The 17,103-nt window shown below is 24.7% G+C and carries 17 protein-coding genes; 12 read left to right on the top strand and 5 right to left on the bottom strand.

Annotated features, from left to right (window positions below):
• Window positions 1–65: 65 nt before the first annotated feature.
• The 7 genes from J2S18_RS00760 to J2S18_RS00730 all read left to right on the top strand — a co-directional run bounded on the left by J2S18_RS00760 (window position 66) and on the right by J2S18_RS00730 (window position 6,829).
• Window positions 66–1,079: a LacI family DNA-binding transcriptional regulator gene (locus J2S18_RS00760; protein ID WP_307481938.1), complete on the top strand. Its 1,014-nt coding sequence runs from the start codon at window positions 66–68 to the stop codon at window positions 1,077–1,079.
• Between the two features lie 220 nt (window positions 1,080–1,299).
• The gene (locus J2S18_RS00755; RefSeq protein WP_307481935.1) at window positions 1,300–1,854 is read left to right on the top strand and encodes a DUF5317 family protein; all 555 of its coding nucleotides are present in this window, start codon (window positions 1,300–1,302) and stop codon (window positions 1,852–1,854) included.
• Window positions 1,855–1,885: 31 nt separating this feature from the next.
• Complete coding sequence (locus J2S18_RS00750) at window positions 1,886–2,323, top strand: hypothetical protein (RefSeq protein ID WP_307481934.1); 438 nt, start codon at window positions 1,886–1,888, stop codon at window positions 2,321–2,323.
• A 2-nt stretch (window positions 2,324–2,325) separates the two neighbouring features.
• Window positions 2,326–2,970: an accessory gene regulator ArgB-like protein gene (locus J2S18_RS00745; RefSeq protein WP_307481931.1), complete on the top strand. Its 645-nt coding sequence runs from the start codon at window positions 2,326–2,328 to the stop codon at window positions 2,968–2,970.
• A gap of 13 nt (window positions 2,971–2,983) precedes the next feature.
• Entirely contained in the window at window positions 2,984–3,118 is a 135-nt protein-coding gene (locus J2S18_RS00740) for a cyclic lactone autoinducer peptide (protein ID WP_307481929.1), read from the top strand.
• Window positions 3,119–3,176: 58 nt separating this feature from the next.
• Entirely contained in the window at window positions 3,177–4,874 is a 1,698-nt protein-coding gene (locus tag J2S18_RS00735; protein WP_307481926.1) for a bifunctional diguanylate cyclase/phosphohydrolase, read from the top strand.
• Window positions 4,875–5,017: 143 nt separating this feature from the next.
• On the top strand, window positions 5,018–6,829 hold the full coding sequence (locus J2S18_RS00730; RefSeq protein WP_307481924.1) for an AAA family ATPase: 1,812 nt from the start codon (window positions 5,018–5,020) through the stop codon (window positions 6,827–6,829).
• A gap of 40 nt (window positions 6,830–6,869) precedes the next feature.
• On the opposite strand, the gene J2S18_RS00725 is transcribed toward J2S18_RS00730, so the two are convergent.
• The gene (locus tag J2S18_RS00725) at window positions 6,870–7,409 is read right to left on the bottom strand and encodes a 50S ribosomal protein L25 (protein WP_307481922.1); all 540 of its coding nucleotides are present in this window, start codon (window positions 7,407–7,409) and stop codon (window positions 6,870–6,872) included.
• Window positions 7,410–7,734: 325 nt separating this feature from the next.
• On the opposite strand from J2S18_RS00725, the gene J2S18_RS00720 reads away from it, so the two are divergent.
• Window positions 7,735–8,022, top strand: coding sequence for a hypothetical protein (locus J2S18_RS00720; protein ID WP_307481919.1), 288 nt, complete (start codon window positions 7,735–7,737; stop codon window positions 8,020–8,022).
• A 59-nt stretch (window positions 8,023–8,081) separates the two neighbouring features.
• Here J2S18_RS00720 and J2S18_RS00715 read toward each other — a convergent pair whose 3' ends face one another.
• Complete coding sequence (locus J2S18_RS00715) at window positions 8,082–8,759, bottom strand: YczE/YyaS/YitT family protein (RefSeq protein ID WP_307481917.1); 678 nt, start codon at window positions 8,757–8,759, stop codon at window positions 8,082–8,084.
• Between the two features lie 389 nt (window positions 8,760–9,148).
• On the opposite strand from J2S18_RS00715, the gene J2S18_RS00710 reads away from it, so the two are divergent.
• The 3 genes from J2S18_RS00710 to J2S18_RS00700 all read left to right on the top strand — a co-directional run bounded on the left by J2S18_RS00710 (window position 9,149) and on the right by J2S18_RS00700 (window position 11,430).
• Entirely contained in the window at window positions 9,149–9,793 is a 645-nt protein-coding gene (locus J2S18_RS00710; protein WP_307481914.1) for a TIGR01906 family membrane protein, read from the top strand.
• 90 nt (window positions 9,794–9,883) lie between these two features.
• On the top strand, window positions 9,884–10,534 hold the full coding sequence (locus J2S18_RS00705; RefSeq protein ID WP_307481911.1) for a hypothetical protein: 651 nt from the start codon (window positions 9,884–9,886) through the stop codon (window positions 10,532–10,534).
• 80 nt (window positions 10,535–10,614) lie between these two features.
• Window positions 10,615–11,430 carry a hypothetical protein gene (locus tag J2S18_RS00700; protein ID WP_307481909.1) on the top strand — a complete coding sequence of 272 codons (816 nt, stop codon included), beginning with the start codon at window positions 10,615–10,617 and terminating at the stop codon, window positions 11,428–11,430.
• Here J2S18_RS00700 and J2S18_RS00695 read toward each other — a convergent pair.
• From J2S18_RS00695 to J2S18_RS00685, 3 genes are all read right to left on the bottom strand, one after another.
• Window positions 11,411–12,286 carry a LysR family transcriptional regulator gene (locus J2S18_RS00695; RefSeq protein ID WP_307481907.1) on the bottom strand — a complete coding sequence of 292 codons (876 nt, stop codon included), beginning with the start codon at window positions 12,284–12,286 and terminating at the stop codon, window positions 11,411–11,413. The two genes, J2S18_RS00700 and J2S18_RS00695, sit on opposite strands and share 20 nt — an antisense overlap.
• Before the next feature lie 209 nt (window positions 12,287–12,495).
• Window positions 12,496–14,124, bottom strand: coding sequence for an NAD-dependent malic enzyme (locus J2S18_RS00690; protein ID WP_307481904.1), 1,629 nt, complete (start codon window positions 14,122–14,124; stop codon window positions 12,496–12,498).
• A 22-nt stretch (window positions 14,125–14,146) separates the two neighbouring features.
• Entirely contained in the window at window positions 14,147–15,577 is a 1,431-nt protein-coding gene (locus tag J2S18_RS00685) for an anion permease (RefSeq protein WP_307481902.1), read from the bottom strand.
• A gap of 247 nt (window positions 15,578–15,824) precedes the next feature.
• Here J2S18_RS00685 and J2S18_RS00680 point away from each other — a divergent pair, with 247 nt between their 5' ends.
• A complete protein-coding gene (locus tag J2S18_RS00680) occupies window positions 15,825–17,102 on the top strand; it encodes a 2-hydroxyacyl-CoA dehydratase subunit D (RefSeq protein WP_307481899.1) in 1,278 nt (425 codons plus the stop codon).
• Window position 17,103: the final 1 nt, after the last annotated feature.

Here is a 17,103-nt window from a genome sequence, read left to right as displayed (position 1 = left end):
GTATTAATATTTTAAAAAGTAGTTATATTAATATATAATGTTTTTATAAAAGGAGGTTATTTTAAGTGGTTACAATAAAAGATATAGCAAATGAAGCTGGAGTTTCAATTTCAACAATATCAAGAATACTTAATTTAGATAAAACATTAAATGTATCGGAAGAAACAAGGAAAAGGGTACTAAAAATAGCAGAAGAAATGAACTACGTTACAATGAAAAATAGAAAAAATAAGAAAAAAAATTATAAAATAGGAATTGTAAGTAGTTACGTTGAATTAAAGGAATTAAATGACCCATATTTTTTATCAATAAGAATAGCAATAGAAAAAAAATGTAGTGAAAAAAATATAGATTTTAAATCATTATATATGGCTAATATTATTGATGAAAAATCTTCAAGATACAATGATTTAGATGGAATAATAGCAATAGGCATTTTTAAGGATGAAGAGGTAAAAAAATTAGATGATATAACAAAAAATATTATATTTGTAGATTCTTCACCAGATGAATGGAAATATGATTCTGTAGTTATTGATTTTAAAAATGGAGTTAAAAGTGCATTAAATTATCTTTATGATTTAGGACATAGAGATATAGGATATATAGGTGCAAAAGTTGTTCCTCATAGTGATTCTAACGGAAAAGAATTACTTAATTATAGAGAAAAGACGTATAAAGAATTTATGGATGAAATTAATAATTATAAGGAAGAATGGGTTTATAAAGGAGATTTTACTTTAGAGGATGGATATAACCTTATGAAAAATATGGTATCTTTAAAAAATATTCCATCAGCAGTATTTGTAGCAAGTGATCCAATGGCTATAGGAGCATATAAAGCTATAACAGAAAAAGGATTAAAAATTCCAGAGGATATAAGTATAATTGGATTTGATGACATTATGACAGCAAAATTTTTAACACCAGCCCTTACAACGGTTAAAGTATATACTGATTTTATGGGAGAAACAGCACTTGATACATTAATAGATAGAATAGTTAATAATAGAGAACTTAGTAAAAAAACAGTTCTTCCAGTTAAACTTATAATTAGAGAAAGTTGCAAAAAAATATAAATTTTAAATGTTAATAAAATTAAATAAATAGGTGTTTTTTTATATCTATTTACATAAAAAGTAAAAATTTTTTACAAAATTAATATTAATTTATAAATATTATATAAAAAGTTTCAAAAATGAAAACAATATAGAAAAAATTTGAAAAATATAGTATAATGAAAAAAGAATGATTTGAATTATCACTTAAAATTAAATGCAAAAAAAGAGAGGACAGCCAATGTTAGAAACTATAATAATTGCTTTAATAATTTGCAAAATAAAAGGATATAAGATTATACCATTATTTAAAAATTGGACAATATATCCCGTCGTGATAATGGAGGTTATAAATATAACCTTACAAGCTAATGTGTTTATGAGAAATTATGAATTAATAAGATATGCAGGAATATTAAAAACTGTATATTTATGTTCTTATTTACCATTGGTATTTAAATATAAAGAATATATTAGTGCTATTGTAGGATCAATAGCTATTGTTTTTGGAGGCATTTTAAATGATATTGCAATAAAAGCTAATAATGGATTTATGCCAGTATTCCCTAGTTTATCATATTTAACTGGATATGCAACTACGGAATCTTTTTCTAAAGTAAACGATATACATATTTTAGGGGGAGATCATACAAATTTAAAATTCTTAACAGACATATTTGATTTAGGATATAGCATTTTAAGTGTTGGAGATATATTTATACGGCTGTATGTTTTTCTTATTATATATAATGCAGTGAAAAATATAAATATATTACAATCATATAAAAAAGTGTAAAGGAGAAATCAATATTTTAGCAGTATCATTCTTGGAATTAATTGCAAGGGGAGTTCCAGAGAGCTTTTTATTTGTATATGCAGTTTGTATATTAACCAATACAAAAATTGATAAGAAAAGATTTTTTATGTCTAGTATTCTTTTGGCTTTGATAGGTTTTTTTATTAGATTGTTTCCTATAAGTTATGGAATACATACTATATTAAATATAGTTGTATTAGTTATATTAAGCACATATATAGTTAAAATTAATATATTAGAATCAATAAAAGCTAGCATTATTATATGTATTATAATGTTTGTATGCGAAGGAATAAATATGTTATTGATTCAAGTATTACATGGAAATGATATAGCACAAATACTTACAAATCCAGCCTTAAAAACAATATATGGTATTCCTTCTTTAATAATGACTATGATATTAGTTTTAATTATTAAATTTATAATGAATAAAAAAGAGGAATAATTATGAGCAATATAGAACGAATATCAAATAAAATTGCAGATAAAATTGCAATTGAAATAAAAGTTAATGATGAAAAAAAAGAAGTTATAGCTTATGGAATATTTGGAATAATACAAACATTACTGTCTATTTTGCTTGTTATTATATTTGGAATTATATTTAATGTTCTTATAGAAGCACTTATAGTATCATTTACAACAAGCATTTTAAGGAAGTATTCTGGTGGAGTTCATGCAAGTAGTCCTAATATTTGTATGATGATAGGTACTTTTAATTGTACTGTTATTCCAATAATAATTAAAAATTTAAGATTAACTTGGACTTTAGTCTCTTTAATAGGAATTATGATTTTTATTTTATCATATATCATTATAATTAGGTTAGCACCAGTAGATAGTGCTAATAAACCTATAAAAAATGATAAAAAAAGAAAAATATTAAAGAAGAAATCTATAATAAATTTAACTATTTATTTGTTTATAGTGTTTATGCTTTTAATATTTTATAATATTTTATTTAATAAAAATTTACTTTTATATTGTGTTTGTATATATGCGGGTATTTTATGGCAAGTATTTACACTTACTAATATTGGAGATATTGTTTTGAGAAGTGTAGATTCTTTTTTTAATAAATTTATCAAATAGGAGGAACATACATATGAAAAAATTAAACAGTAAATTATTAATGGGAATTGCAACACTTGCAACTGTGTTTGCAAGTGTATTATCTACTTCAGCTTGTTTTTGGTATCTTTATCAACCTAAAGAACCAAAATGCTTAAGAGAAAAATAGATAATAAAAGAAAAGAGACCGGGTTTCTGCCGGTCTTTTGAGTTATGCGAGGGCAATTATGAATACAGTAGAAAAAAATAAATATAAACAAATAAGTGATATTGTTTCAGTTGTAAAAATATCAACATTACTTTTTATAGGTATGATATTTTTACAATACTTTTTTAAAAAGAATATATTGAAAGGGGACATATTATATACTCAATATGGAATATTTATAATATTTTTTATAACATTTTTACTTTTGTTTGTTTATGCCTTATGGATGTTTTATAAACCTAAAAAAGTTAAAAGAGATGATTCTTTAATGCTTCAATTAATAGAAAATATAATTTTTATAATAATATTTTCAATAGCTATAATTATATCGGGAGCAAATGAAAGTCAATATAAGATTATATTTTTGTTTATAATTATAACAACTACAATTCAGTCAGGAATGAAGCAGGGTATGATAATGGCTTGTATTTCATCAGCTATTATATTGACTATGGATTTAATATGTGTGCCGGGAAGTAGTGTTAATTCATATTTTGAAAATGATTTAGTTTTATCTGGAGTATTTATATTAACAGCATGGCCTCTTGGATTTTATGTTAAAATTGAAGATGAACATATAAATAGATTAATAAGCCTAGCAAATGAAGATGGATTAACAGGAGTGTATAATCATAGGTATTTTTATGAAGCATTAGACAGAAAAATAAAATACGCTAAAGAAAACAATGAAAAAGTATCTATGATATTTTTAGATATAGATTATTTCAAACATTACAATGATTTATATGGTCATCAAGAAGGAGATAAAGTTTTAAAGAAAATAGGTAAAATACTTAAGGACACAACAAGGAGTAAAGATGTTGTAGCTAGGTATGGTGGAGAAGAATTTTCAATAATTTTATCTAATACTGATGAAAAGGGTGCAACTGAAATAGCAGAAAAAATTAGATATAATATAGAAAATACATATTTTTATGGTCAACAAAATCAACCTAATAAGAATTTAACAGTATCTATTGGAATTTCAGTTTATCCAGATAAAGTAAGCAATGAGTTTGAATTAATTAAAAGTGCTGATGATGCTTTATATAGAGCAAAGTTTTTTAATAAAAATAGGGTGGAGGCTTATACATCAATATTAGATGAACTAAAAAATGATATAGATGAAAGCGAAATTGAGTTAGTTACATCTATTAAAACATTAGTTAGTGTAATTAATGCTAAAGATAGATATACATATGGACACTGTGAAAGATTAGTGTTTTATAGTAGACTTTTAGCTGATAAGTTAAATTTAAAAGAAGAGGATAAAATGACTTTAGTTTATGGTGCCTATATGCATGATATAGGTAAAATAAATATAGCTAAAGAGGTTTTAATAAAGAAAATGCCATTAACTAATGAAGAATGGAATATATTAAAGCAACATCCTCAAAATGGAGTTGACATAATAAAACCAGTGTTATCACTTCAAAGAATAACTCCATTAATATTACATCATCATGAGAAATATGATGGTACAGGATATCCTTGTGGATTAAAAGGAAAAGATATACCATATCTTGCAAGGGTTTTAACTGTTGTAGATTGTTTTGATGCAATGACATCAAATAGACCTTACAATAAGAGAAAGACTTATGATGAAGGAATGGAAGAACTTAAAGCTTGTAGTGGAACTCAATTTGATCCTGAAATAGCCAAAGTATTTATTGATTTAATAAATGAGAATAAAGATAAATTAGGTGAATTATATTAATAAGATTATTATATGAAGTCATACATTTTTATAGTGTATGATTTTTTTTATTTATTTAAAAATAGTAAGTTATAAAATATTAAAGGAATAATAAGGTAAATTATAGAAATATATTAAGGAAGTATCATAAAATGGAGGATTGTATGGGAAAAATATATCCAAGTATTGAAATTATTAAAGAATTCATACCATTTACTAATGAAGAGATACATTTAATAAAATATTTAAGGGATAATTTAGATGATAGTTTTAATATATTTTTTAAGCCCAATTTAAATGGAGATATTCCGCAAATTATAATACTAAAAAAAGGGGCAGGTATATTAGTTATAGAAGTTGAAACTTCAAATTTTCATGAGTATGAATATATTCCTAAAAGTAATGTAAGTAAATATGGAGATATTGTTTTAAAAGATAAAAATATTTCTTTTATAACACCATTTGAGAAGGTTAGATATTATAAAAATAATATTTCTATTTATCATGTTGAAGATATTTTAAGGAAGAGTATATTAAATGAAGAATATAATGAGATAATAAAAACCTGTGTTTATTTTTATGGAGAAAAAGAAAAGGATATAAAATTTAAGTTTAGAAATAATTCAAATATAATAAATGATATGGTTATTTTGGGGAGTGATTCTAACATTATAGATAGCATATATGCAATTTTAAAGGATAATAAATTATTTAGTGAAGATTTATATGAAAAATGTTTTAATAAATTTAAATTTAAATATCATGAAAAAGAAAAAGGAAAATTTATAATATTAGAAAAAAAGAAAAGAAATTTAATGAAAAGTAAGGGAAATACAGCTGTTAAGATAAAAGGAATGGCTGGAAGCGGTAAAACTGTATTACTAGCCAATAGAGCAGTTGGAGCTTTTAAAAGAACCAATGGGAAAGGCAAAATTTTAATATTAAGTTATAATAGCACATTAAAAAATTATATAGAAGAAAAGATTAATGATATTAATGAAGATTTTTATTTTAGAAATTTTCATATAACAAATTTTAATATGTTTATTAATGAAAAGGCTATGGAATATGGGAAGAAGATTAAAAATGATTTTCATAATTTTATAAATCATGAAAGCTATAGTTTTTTTAAAGAGATGGTTATAGATGAAAATAAGTATGATGGAATATTTATAGATGAGGTGCAAGATTTTAAAAGAGAGTGGCTTGATTTACTAAAGGATATATTTTTAAAGGAAAATGGAGAATATGTGCTTTTTGGTGATGAAAAGCAAAATGTTTATAATAGAGCTTTAGATAATAAAAAGATGGTTAAGACAAATATAAAGGGAAGATGGAATGAGTTAACAAAATCTTATAGAATATCAACTAACATAGCAAAACTTTTAAGGGAGTTTCAAAAAGAATTTTTCTTAAATAAATATGAACTTGATAATATTTATATTGAAGAGCAAATAGGATTAGAAATAAATGAGGATAAAATAAAATATTGTTATAATCCAAATATAAGCTTTTCTGAAATATTTGATATAAGTGAGAATTATTTTGAAAAAAATAATATAGATTACAATAATACATGTATTGTAGGAGAGAATATAGATGATTTAAGGAATATGGAGTATTATGCAAGAAAATTATATAATATAAAAGTTGAAAGAATGTTTGAGACAAAAGAAGAATATTCTATGCTTTATTCTGACATAGAAAATCAAGAAAAGATAGAGCTTTTAAGAAAATCAAGAAAGTATAATTTCCTTGTTTGTGGAAATGGTATAAAAATGTGTGAAAGTAAATATTTTAAGGGATGGGAAATAGAGAATTTAGTTTTAATATTAGATAGGGAAAGTAATAAAAATAATGAACTTATATATACTTCAATAGCAAGGTGTAAAAGAAATTTATTTATAATAAATAGAGGTAATAGGGAGTTTAATACTTTCTTTAATAATATAAAAGAAAAAATGGGTTGCTTGTAAGGTATATAATATACCTTACGGGCACCCCATTTTTATTATACTAAGCATTAACAACAGCTAAAATTGTGTCAGGATTAGTTATAAGTTCTACTCCTTCAGGAACACAAATATCTTTAGCTAAAACCTTGTCTTCAAATTTCATATCTGAAACATCAACTTCGATTTCTTCAGGTATTTTTTCTACATTTCCATGGAATTCAAGAGTTGGATTACAGATTTCAAAAACTAGATTTCTACTTTCTATATTTGATTCACCTATAAATTTAACTGGGATTTTCATTTTAATAACTTCATTTTGTTTTACAAATTGAAAATCAAGGTGAATAACTTTTCCTAAGTTATCTTTTTGAATTTCTTTAATTACACAATTCATAACCTTTCCATCAACATCTAATGGGATTATTGAACCTGGAGTATTTTCTTTAAATAACTTTAAAAGTTCAGAATTCTCAATCTTTGCTGAAATTGGATCTTCTAAAAATTCTCCATAGATAATACAAGGAGTTTGTCCATCTCTTCTTATCTTGTGTGTATGTTCATCTAAATTTCTTTTACATATCTTAAATGCTTTTTCTGCCATAATAAATTCCTCTTTTCTCTTAAATGATAAGTAGCTTTATCAAGTTCTAAGCAGCTTAAGATTTCTTTAAAATATTTTATATTAATACTTTAGTTAACTGCTATAGCACTTGGTTTCTTAAATCCACCATTTGCATACGCCTCCTTCAATATAATATATTTCCATTATACCACAATAAATAATAAATACTAATGTATATAGTGATACATATTAATAGATTAATAAAAAGTTATTTTTACATATAATATTAATTGTAATAAGTACTATATTAAATTATACTTAATATAGAAAAGGAATACATACTTAAGGTATAAGGGGGATAAATATGAAACTTACAGCAGTTGGCATGAATGACAAAATTGAGTTAGAGGATAATATTTTAAAAATAAAAGGAGCATCAACCTTTAAAGAAAAAGAATATTCACTTGAAAATTCAAAATTTAATATAGTGAAATTTAAAGATGCAAAAAATAGATTCTTAGGTGGATATTTTGTTTTAGAAATAGAAACAGAAGGAAAAGTTAAAGTATTTAATATTAGTTTTAATTATAATGAAAGAAATAATTTTAAAAGAATATTAAATATATTAAAAGATGGATATAAAGAAGATTAATGATATAAATACATAAAAAAAGATGCACTTAAAATTAATAAGTGCATCTCTTTTATATATTATTTAGCTAATTCACTAGTAGCTATTTTTTCTTCTAATTCTTCAATATCGTATATTACTTTATGAACAACTTTTTCTAATCTAGGCATAAAGAATTGTATTAATGGACCTGTAAGTAGGGCAGCTATTATAGTACCTACACCAACTACTCCTCCAAGCAAGAATCCAACAACAACAAAAGTTACATCTAATCCTATACGAACAAAACGATATTCTACCTTTATCTTATCTGATAAAATAAATGGAATAACATCATTTGGAGCAACTCCTAAATCAGTAGCTTTAAGTAATGAGAAACCAATAGCAACTATTACGCAACTAAGAGCTAAAAATAGCATTTTGATTACAATGTTATAGCTATCAAAATGAAAGTTTTCAAAAACTTTAAGCATTAAATCAATAAAAGGTCCAGCAGATATCATTGCAAGAACTGTACCTATATTTATAGATTTTCTTGAGAATATTAATATAATTACTAAGAAAGTAAAAGTGATAATCATATTTCCTATGCCAGGAGTTATATTTATAACCTTAGCTAGTCCTTGAGTAAATACTGTAAAAGGATCTGATCCTATTTTAGTTCCTATAAATATTGCAACACCTATTTGAATTATCCATACACCAAGAAAAAAGAATACAAGCTTCTTAGTTAATTGTTTACAATCGAGCTTCTTCATTAGTTACCTCCAAATATAAAAAAATATAAGTGCTTAAATTTAATTAAACAACGAGGTAAGAATATCATAAAAAAACTTAGAAATGAAATGTTTAAAATTCAAAATGTGCATGTTTACATATAATGTTTACAAAAAATATAATAATATTATAATGTTTTCATATAAATAATTAATAAAAATACATAAAATACATTAGTATATTAATAAAAATTTAATGAAAAATCATCTGTCACAATGTAAAGAAAAAAATAGAATAAATGCATAAAAATACTGTGACAGAAAAATAAAGTGTCACAAAGTATTGAAAGAATATATATTTTTGTATTTAAATGGAAAATGATTAAAAATTATGATATATTAAAATTAATTTTAATTATTGGGGGGAATGTATGGGAAATAAATTTAAAGAAATAGTATTCTCAATATATATTTTTTTATTTTCACTTATAACTGGAGTTATAGTTGTATTAAATACAACTATAATATATAAATTTTGTATACCTAAATATTCTATAGAAAGTGTTAGTGGAGTAAAAGGAGAAATTTTAATTAATGAGTATACTAAAATAATTAAATATTTAAGGAATCCATTTATTAAAGAACTTAATTTTGAAAATTTTCCTATGAGTTATGAAGGAAAATATCATTTCTTTGAGGTTAAAAATATAATATTTACTATTGAAATATTATTTTGTATTTTTTTAACAATTGGAATTATTCTATTTATATTATATAAAAGAAAGAAATTTAAATTTCCAATTAAGAGTTTAAGTTATATGTTTAATTTTGTAATTGTAGGTTTCCTTTCACTTTTGGCTGCTTTTTATTTTGACTTTACCTATGTATTTAATAAATTTCATGAAATTCTTTTTAATAATGATTATTGGATTTTTGATGAAAGGAAAGATCCAATAATTAAAGCATTACCAGAGGAGTTTTTTATGGTTTGTGGAGTAGTTTGTATAGTAATTGTTATAATAATTTCAATAATTTCAAAACTAATATACTTATATTATAAGAAAAAAATAAAGTAGAAATTATAATGAATTAATTATAATAAAATTAATATTATAGCAATAGGAGAATATTTATAAGAACATCTTAAAGTTATTGGAGGAAGGTATATGAATGAAGGAAAGAAACTTATAAGTACTAGTTTCATTGCTTTTATTACAATATTTTTTATAAATGAAATTATATTTATGCATAATATATCAGCATTACAAGTAAATTTCATAGTTTATATTAGCTATTGCTTTTTATGTACAGTATTTATTGGAATTAATGTTATAAAGGTTTCAAGGCATAGAGATAGGAGAGGAAACTTTGGAAAGTTATATGAGTATAAGGAAGAAAAATATAACAAGTGGATTGGAGTTTCAGCATCCATAGCAGCTTTAACAATACTTGAATTAATAATAAATTATGATATAAAAGGTTATTCATATAAATATTTAAATGGTGCAATGTTAAATTTATATATAATAGTAATAATAGTTTCAATAATAACTTTAGTATTTTATTTTACTTTAAGTGTAAAATTTAAAAACAAAATATATAATGACGGAATAGAACTATCAAATGGTGAATTTAAAAGTTTTAATGATGTTTTACAAATAGACTGTGTAGGAATAATGTTTGATACAGCACATACTTATGTAATTAAATTTAATAATAAAAAAAATATAAAAATTAATTTTGATGAATTAGATTTTAAATATATAACTAAAATATTAGAAGAAAATTGTTTAGTTAAAATAAATAATAAATCTTAATATTTTAGAAACAATAAAAGAAAGTTTTGTTCTTATAATAGGTTATAATGATAGTTAGTTTAAAGAGGAGGAATTAAAACATGATTGAAATATTTAAACTAAGTATATTATTTACAGTAGGAACAATTGCTTCTTTAATAGTTTTTGGATTATTAATAGGACATATTGAGGGGAAGAGTAATAGTTTAATATATAGAAGCCTTGGGAAAGGCGGAATAATTTTTACAGGTATTATAGGAACTACAGTTCATGAATTTAGTCATTTTATTATGTGTAAGTTATTTTTACACAAGGTTATAGATGTTAAATGGTTTTCCTTAAATATAGACAATAGTGGAGAACTTGGATATGTTAGACATTCTTATAATTTAAAAAGTATTTATCAAAGAATAGGGAATTTCTTTATAGGAGTTGCACCAGTTTTAATTGGAACTTTTATTTTAATTATTGCTTATAAGTTTTTAATGAAAGATAGTTTTAATGAATTTATGAAAACTATTCATTTTAATAACTATTTGAGCCTTAGTAAAGATTTTAGTATTTTAGACTTTTTAAATTATATTATTTTAGAATTTAAAAATATTCTAGGGTCTTTATTTACGTTATCAAACATTAAAACATTAGGCTTTTGGATATTTATGATTATAGCCATTTCAGTAAGTTCTCATATGTCATTAAGTAAAGCAGATTTAAAAAATTCTTTAGATGGAATAGGTTTTATATTTTTAGTTAGCCTTATAATTGGAATTTTCTTTTTTATATTTAAAGTTTCCTTTAATAAGGCAGTAACTATAGTTTTAATTTTTAATATTATAATTATATCCTTTTTATCTGTTGGATTATTATTTTCACTTATAACATTTTTTATAGCAAAGATTATATCTTTTTTCTTATAATTAAATCACGAATTTCTTTTTCTTTTTTTGTCATGTAATGATCTTTTTTTAATGCTAAAGATATATAAAATGGCACAGGTTCTTTAAGAGGAATTACTTTTATTCCAGGCATTTTTTTTACAGCCATATTAATCATAATTCCAATGCCAAGACCTGAGGCAATTAAAGATTTTGCTGTTTGTATTTCTTCAGTATGATATATATTTTTAGGAATTATATTATTCTTTTTTAAAAGATCATTAAGAACTTTACCATGTATATAAGAGTTTCCTAAGACTATAAATTGTTCATTACTAAGTGATTTAAAATCCACCACTAAATTTTTAGATAAAGGATGATTTTCACTTACACATAGCATAAAGGAATCTTTCTTTAAAATAGTTGAATCTATATTATTATCATTAAGAGGAGTAAGGGAACCTATAAATGATATGTCAACTTTACCTGAATTTAAAAGATTTTTCATTGCAAGGGAACCAGTTTCTACAAATTCAATATATTTTACAAAATCATATTTAACTAAATCATCAATAAATAAAGGAAAAAAATAGGCACCTATAATAGGTGGAATTCCAAGCTTTATTTTATCATTATGTATTTTAGCTATTTCAAGTTTTGCTTCATTCATTTGATATAAAATATTTTTAACACGTTTTTCAAATACAATTCCAGCTTCTGTAAGAGTAAAAAGTTTTTTTGAGTGATCTCTTATTATAAGCTTTGAATTTAATTCTTTTTCAAGTCTACGAAGAGACATGGTAATAGATGGTTGTGATACGTAAAGTTCCTTTGCAGCCCTTGTAAAACTTTTTGTTTTACATAAATGATTAAAATATTCTAAATCTCTTATATTCATACATACAACTCCTTTCATATTAGGATACACTATTATAGTTATAAAATAATGAACAAAAAGTAAAATTTGGGCTATAGCTTAAATGAAAGTTGACTTTATTAGATAAATTTTAAAATAAATATTATTCTAAAAGATAGAAAATTAAAAGGAGATAAGTAATATGAAAATTTTCATATTACTTATCTCCTTTAATAAGATTTATTTAAAAATTAGTATTTTGCTTCCCAAATTTCTTTAATTACTGCTTCTTCTGGATCGTTAATTTCTGCTCTATTTATACCTTCTTTAACAGCTTCACGTACAACTGATGTAGCTACTAATTTTGAAGCTTCCTTAAGATTTGCAACTGGAGGTAAAATTGGTGCTCCAAGTTCTGAAAGATCTTGAAGTGATGCAATTCCATGTGCTGCTTGTGATAACATATCATCTGTAACAGTTTTTGATTTTGCAACAATTATTCCAAGACCAAGTCCAGGATAAAGCAAAGCATTATTAGCTTGACCTATTGTATAAGTAACTCCGTTATATACAACTGGAGCAGAAGGGCTTCCAGTTACAACTAAAGCTTTACCTTTACTCCATGTTATAATATCTGAAGCTTTTGCTTCGCAAAGTTTAGTTGGATTTGAAATAGGCATAATAGCAGGTCTTTCATTAATTTCAGACATTGCTTTAACAACTCCTTCTGTAAAGGCACCAGGTACACCAGAAGTACCTATTATAACAGTTGGTTTAACTTCTCTAACTATTTCTTCAAGATCAGTTAAAGGTTTTTTTATTTCTCCTATTTCTCTTGCATATCTTTTTTGTCCTTCTGTAAGATCCTTCATATCCTTAGTAAGAAGTCCTTGTCTATCTACTAAATAGAAGTCCTTTTTAGCTTCTTCTTCAGTTAATCCACTTATCATCTTTTCAAATAATATTTGATCAGATACCCCAACACCTGCAGTACCACCACCAAATACTAAAATTTTATGATCTTTTACTGGAATTCCTGTAACTTTAGCTACAGCATTTAAAGCAGAAACCATCATAACTCCAGTTCCTTGAATATCATCATTAAATGTACAGATTTTATCTCTGTACTTTTCTAGTATAGTTCTAGCGTTAGAACGTCCAAAATCTTCCCAGTGAATAAGAACTTCAGGGAAAAGTTTTAGTGATATATTAACAAATTTATCTATGAAGTCATAATATTTTTCTCCTGTAATTCTTTTATGTTTATTGCCTAAATAGAAAGGATCATTTAGAAGTTTTTCATTATTAGTACCAGCATCTATAACTATAGGTAATACGCTTTTTGGATTAACTCCAGCAGCTACAGTATAAACTGCAAGTTTACCAATTGAAATATCAACTCCTTGAACACCCCAGTCACCAATACCAAGAACACCTTCACCATCTGTAACAACTATTAATTTTATTTCTTCAAGATCTTTTAGAGCAGATTTTATTGAAGATTCAATAAGTTCAGGATGGTCTACAGATAAAAATACTGCATCTTTAGGTGTATCAAAAGTTTTTGAATAATTTATTACTGCATCTCCTATAGTTGGTGTATATATTATTGGAAGGAATTCTGTTATATGTCTTCCAATAGTATAGTAAAATAATGTTCTATTTGTATTATAAAGATTCATAAGAAATAAATGTTTATCTAAATTATTATCAAAAGTTTTTGTTTTTTCATAAACTAATACTTCTTGTTCCTCTATCATTTGTACAGCACTTGGTAAAAGACCATTTAAATTATATTTTTCTCTTTCTTCTTCTGTAAATGCTGTTCCCTTATTTAAAAATGGGTTTCTTAAAATGTCTTGTTCTTTTAAATTGCTCATAAATAATACACTCCTTTTATAATTAATACATTCCAATTAGTTTCCACCATAATGAACCAATACCTAACCAAATTATAAAATAGAATATTCCTAATATAAAGTTTAGGCCCCACCATTTATTTTGAGGTACATATCCTGAACTATAAAGTATGGTAGCAGGTCCATTTGCATAGTGAGTTGTTGATGCAAAAAGATTTGCAAATAAAGCAAGTGAAATAGCTGCAAGCATTGGAGGAACTCCTTCAGCTAAAGCTATACCAAGAAATGCTGAATACATAGCACTTACATGGGCAGTAGCACTTGCAAATAGATAATGACTGTAGAAAAATACTACAAGTAAAGCTATTAGTATTACAGGCCATGGAAAACCTGTTAAATGTGCTTTAACTATATCCCTAAGGTAAGAGATTAGTCCAAGCTTATTTAATTGATCTGCCATCATAACAAGTATGGAGAACCAAATAAGAACATCCCAAGCACCTTTTTCTGATTTAACATCATCCCAATTTAACACATCAAATATTAAAAGTAATGAAAATCCAATTAAAGCTGTAAGAGTTGTATTTATATGTAAGAATCCTCCGAATATCCATAAAACTAATACAAGAATAAAAATTAAAGCCATTATCTTTTCAGAATTCTTAAGTTTCCCCATTTTTTTAAGAGATTCTTCTGCAAGCTTTGGAGCATCTGGAGTACTCTTAATTTCTGGTGGAAATAATTTATATATTATAAATGGTATAACTATTAATGAAATAACACCTGGAACTAAAGCGGCTAAAAACCAACTAAACCAAGTTATCTGTATACCAAAACTTGCAGCTAAGCTTTTAGCTAATGGATTTGCAGCCATCGCTGTCATAAACATTGCTGAAGTTATAATATTTCCATGGAATTCTGAAAACATAAGGAAAGATCCAATCTTTCTTTCTGTTCCATTTTCAGGGTCAGATCCAAAACTTTTAGCAAGGGAAGTAACAATTGGTGAAATAATTCCACCAGCTCTAGCTGTATTACTAGGAGTTGCAGGTGCTAAAATCAAATCACAAAAAACAATTGAATAGCAAAGACCTAAAGTTTTCTTACCAAAGTGTTCTATGAATTTATACGCGATTCTTGAACCTAAACCAGTTTTTGAAAGCCCTCTTGATATAAAGAATGCCATAACTACAAGCCAAATTATATTTTTACTAAAACCACTAAAGGCAGTTTTCATTGTAATTGTATGTGTTATTATGGCTAAAGTTACACCTATTATTGCAACAGCACCGATTGGAAATGGTCTTAAGATAAATCCAATTATTGTTGCTATAAATATGGCAAGCATATGCCATGCTATAGCTGATACTCCAATTGGATGTGGAATAAGCCAAAGTATGATACCGATTGCAATACATACTGAAAATTTTATATATTTGTTTGAGGGCAGAGAAATAGTATTATTTTTTTCCATAATTTAAGCTCCTTTCATATTGTCTACATAATCATTATAAATCTATAATGAAAATAAATAAAATATTGTTTATTTATTTACTTATAAACAAATTTTATAACTATAAAATTTATTAGGATAAAAGTTTTTAAATTATTAACTTAATGTATACATATTGTAAAAATTATTATTTAGATTTATTGTATAATTAAAAACATTGTTAGTAATAATTTACTAATAAACAAATTTTTTAATTTAAGGAGAGATTATGGACTTTATAAAGATTTATAGTGATATTTTAAAGAAAAATATTGATAATCCAGAAAAAATTAAAAAGATGCTTAAATTAGGGTATAATTTTGAATATTTTAATTTGAAATTTATAGGAGATAAAGAATTACCAAAGTCTTTAAGATATTTATCTAAACTTTGCATGGAATTTACGTTAGCTCCTATGAATAATCCAGATAATTCAGCCTTTGTAAATGTATTTACACCAACTGAATTTTTGCATGCTTTTGATATTAATCCACAGCTTATAGAAGCATTTTCTTCATATATATCAGGAACTCAATGTGAAGATGTTTTAATAGATAAGGCAGAAAGCTTTGGAATATCAGATAGCTTATGCTCTTATCATAAAACCTTTATAGGAGGTGCATTAACTGGAATAATAAATAAACCAAAATTTGCTATTACAACATCTACAGCTTGTGATGGAAATATAAATACATTTAGGTGTTTGTCAGATATATATAATATAGATAAATTCGTAATTGATATTCCTTATGAGTATTCAAAAGATGGAGAAGAATATGTGAAGGCACAATTAAAGGAAATGGTAACTTTTATTGAAGATCATGTACATAAAAAATTAGATGAAAATAAGTTAAAAGAAATTATAAAAAATGAAAATAAATCTATTGACTATTATTTAAAATATTTAGATATTTTAAAAGATAGATATTTTACAAATACATTAACCTGTGAAATGTTTAAAGTCTTTGCAACTCATATGGGAATGGGCAGGAAAGACACTTTAGAATTTTTTAAATTACTTTTAGAAGATGTAAAAAATGCTCCTAAAAATAATTGTGGAAAAAGGCTTCTATGGGTTCATTTACTTCCATTTTATAGTGAATCAATAAAAGGATTTTTAAATAAAAATGAAAAATATCAACTTATAATGTCAGATATGAATGGAGACTATCTTCATAAGTTAGATGTAGATAACCCTTATGAATCAATAGCTAAAAAGCTTATTTTAAACTCTTTTAATGGACCTTATGAAAGGCGTGCTGAAAATATACTAAATCTCTCAAAAAATCTTAATGCAGATGGGGTTATTAACTTTTGCCATTTTGGATGTAAACAATCAAGTGGAGGAGCTTTAATATTGAAGGAACTTCTTAAAGAAAATAATATTCCAGTTCTTAATTTAGATGGAGATGCAGTTGATAGAAGAAATAGTCAAGAGGGACAAAATAAAACAAGGCTAGAAGCCTTTTTTGAAATGATTGATAATGACAATAAGGGGGATAAATAAA

Origin of the sequence: Eubacterium multiforme (genome assembly GCF_030813415.1) — a bacterium.
Lineage (GTDB): Bacteria > Bacillota > Clostridia > Clostridiales > Clostridiaceae > Clostridium > Clostridium multiforme.
The sequence above is the reverse complement of the archived record's forward strand: the minus strand, read 5'-3'. Positions and strand labels throughout refer to the sequence as shown.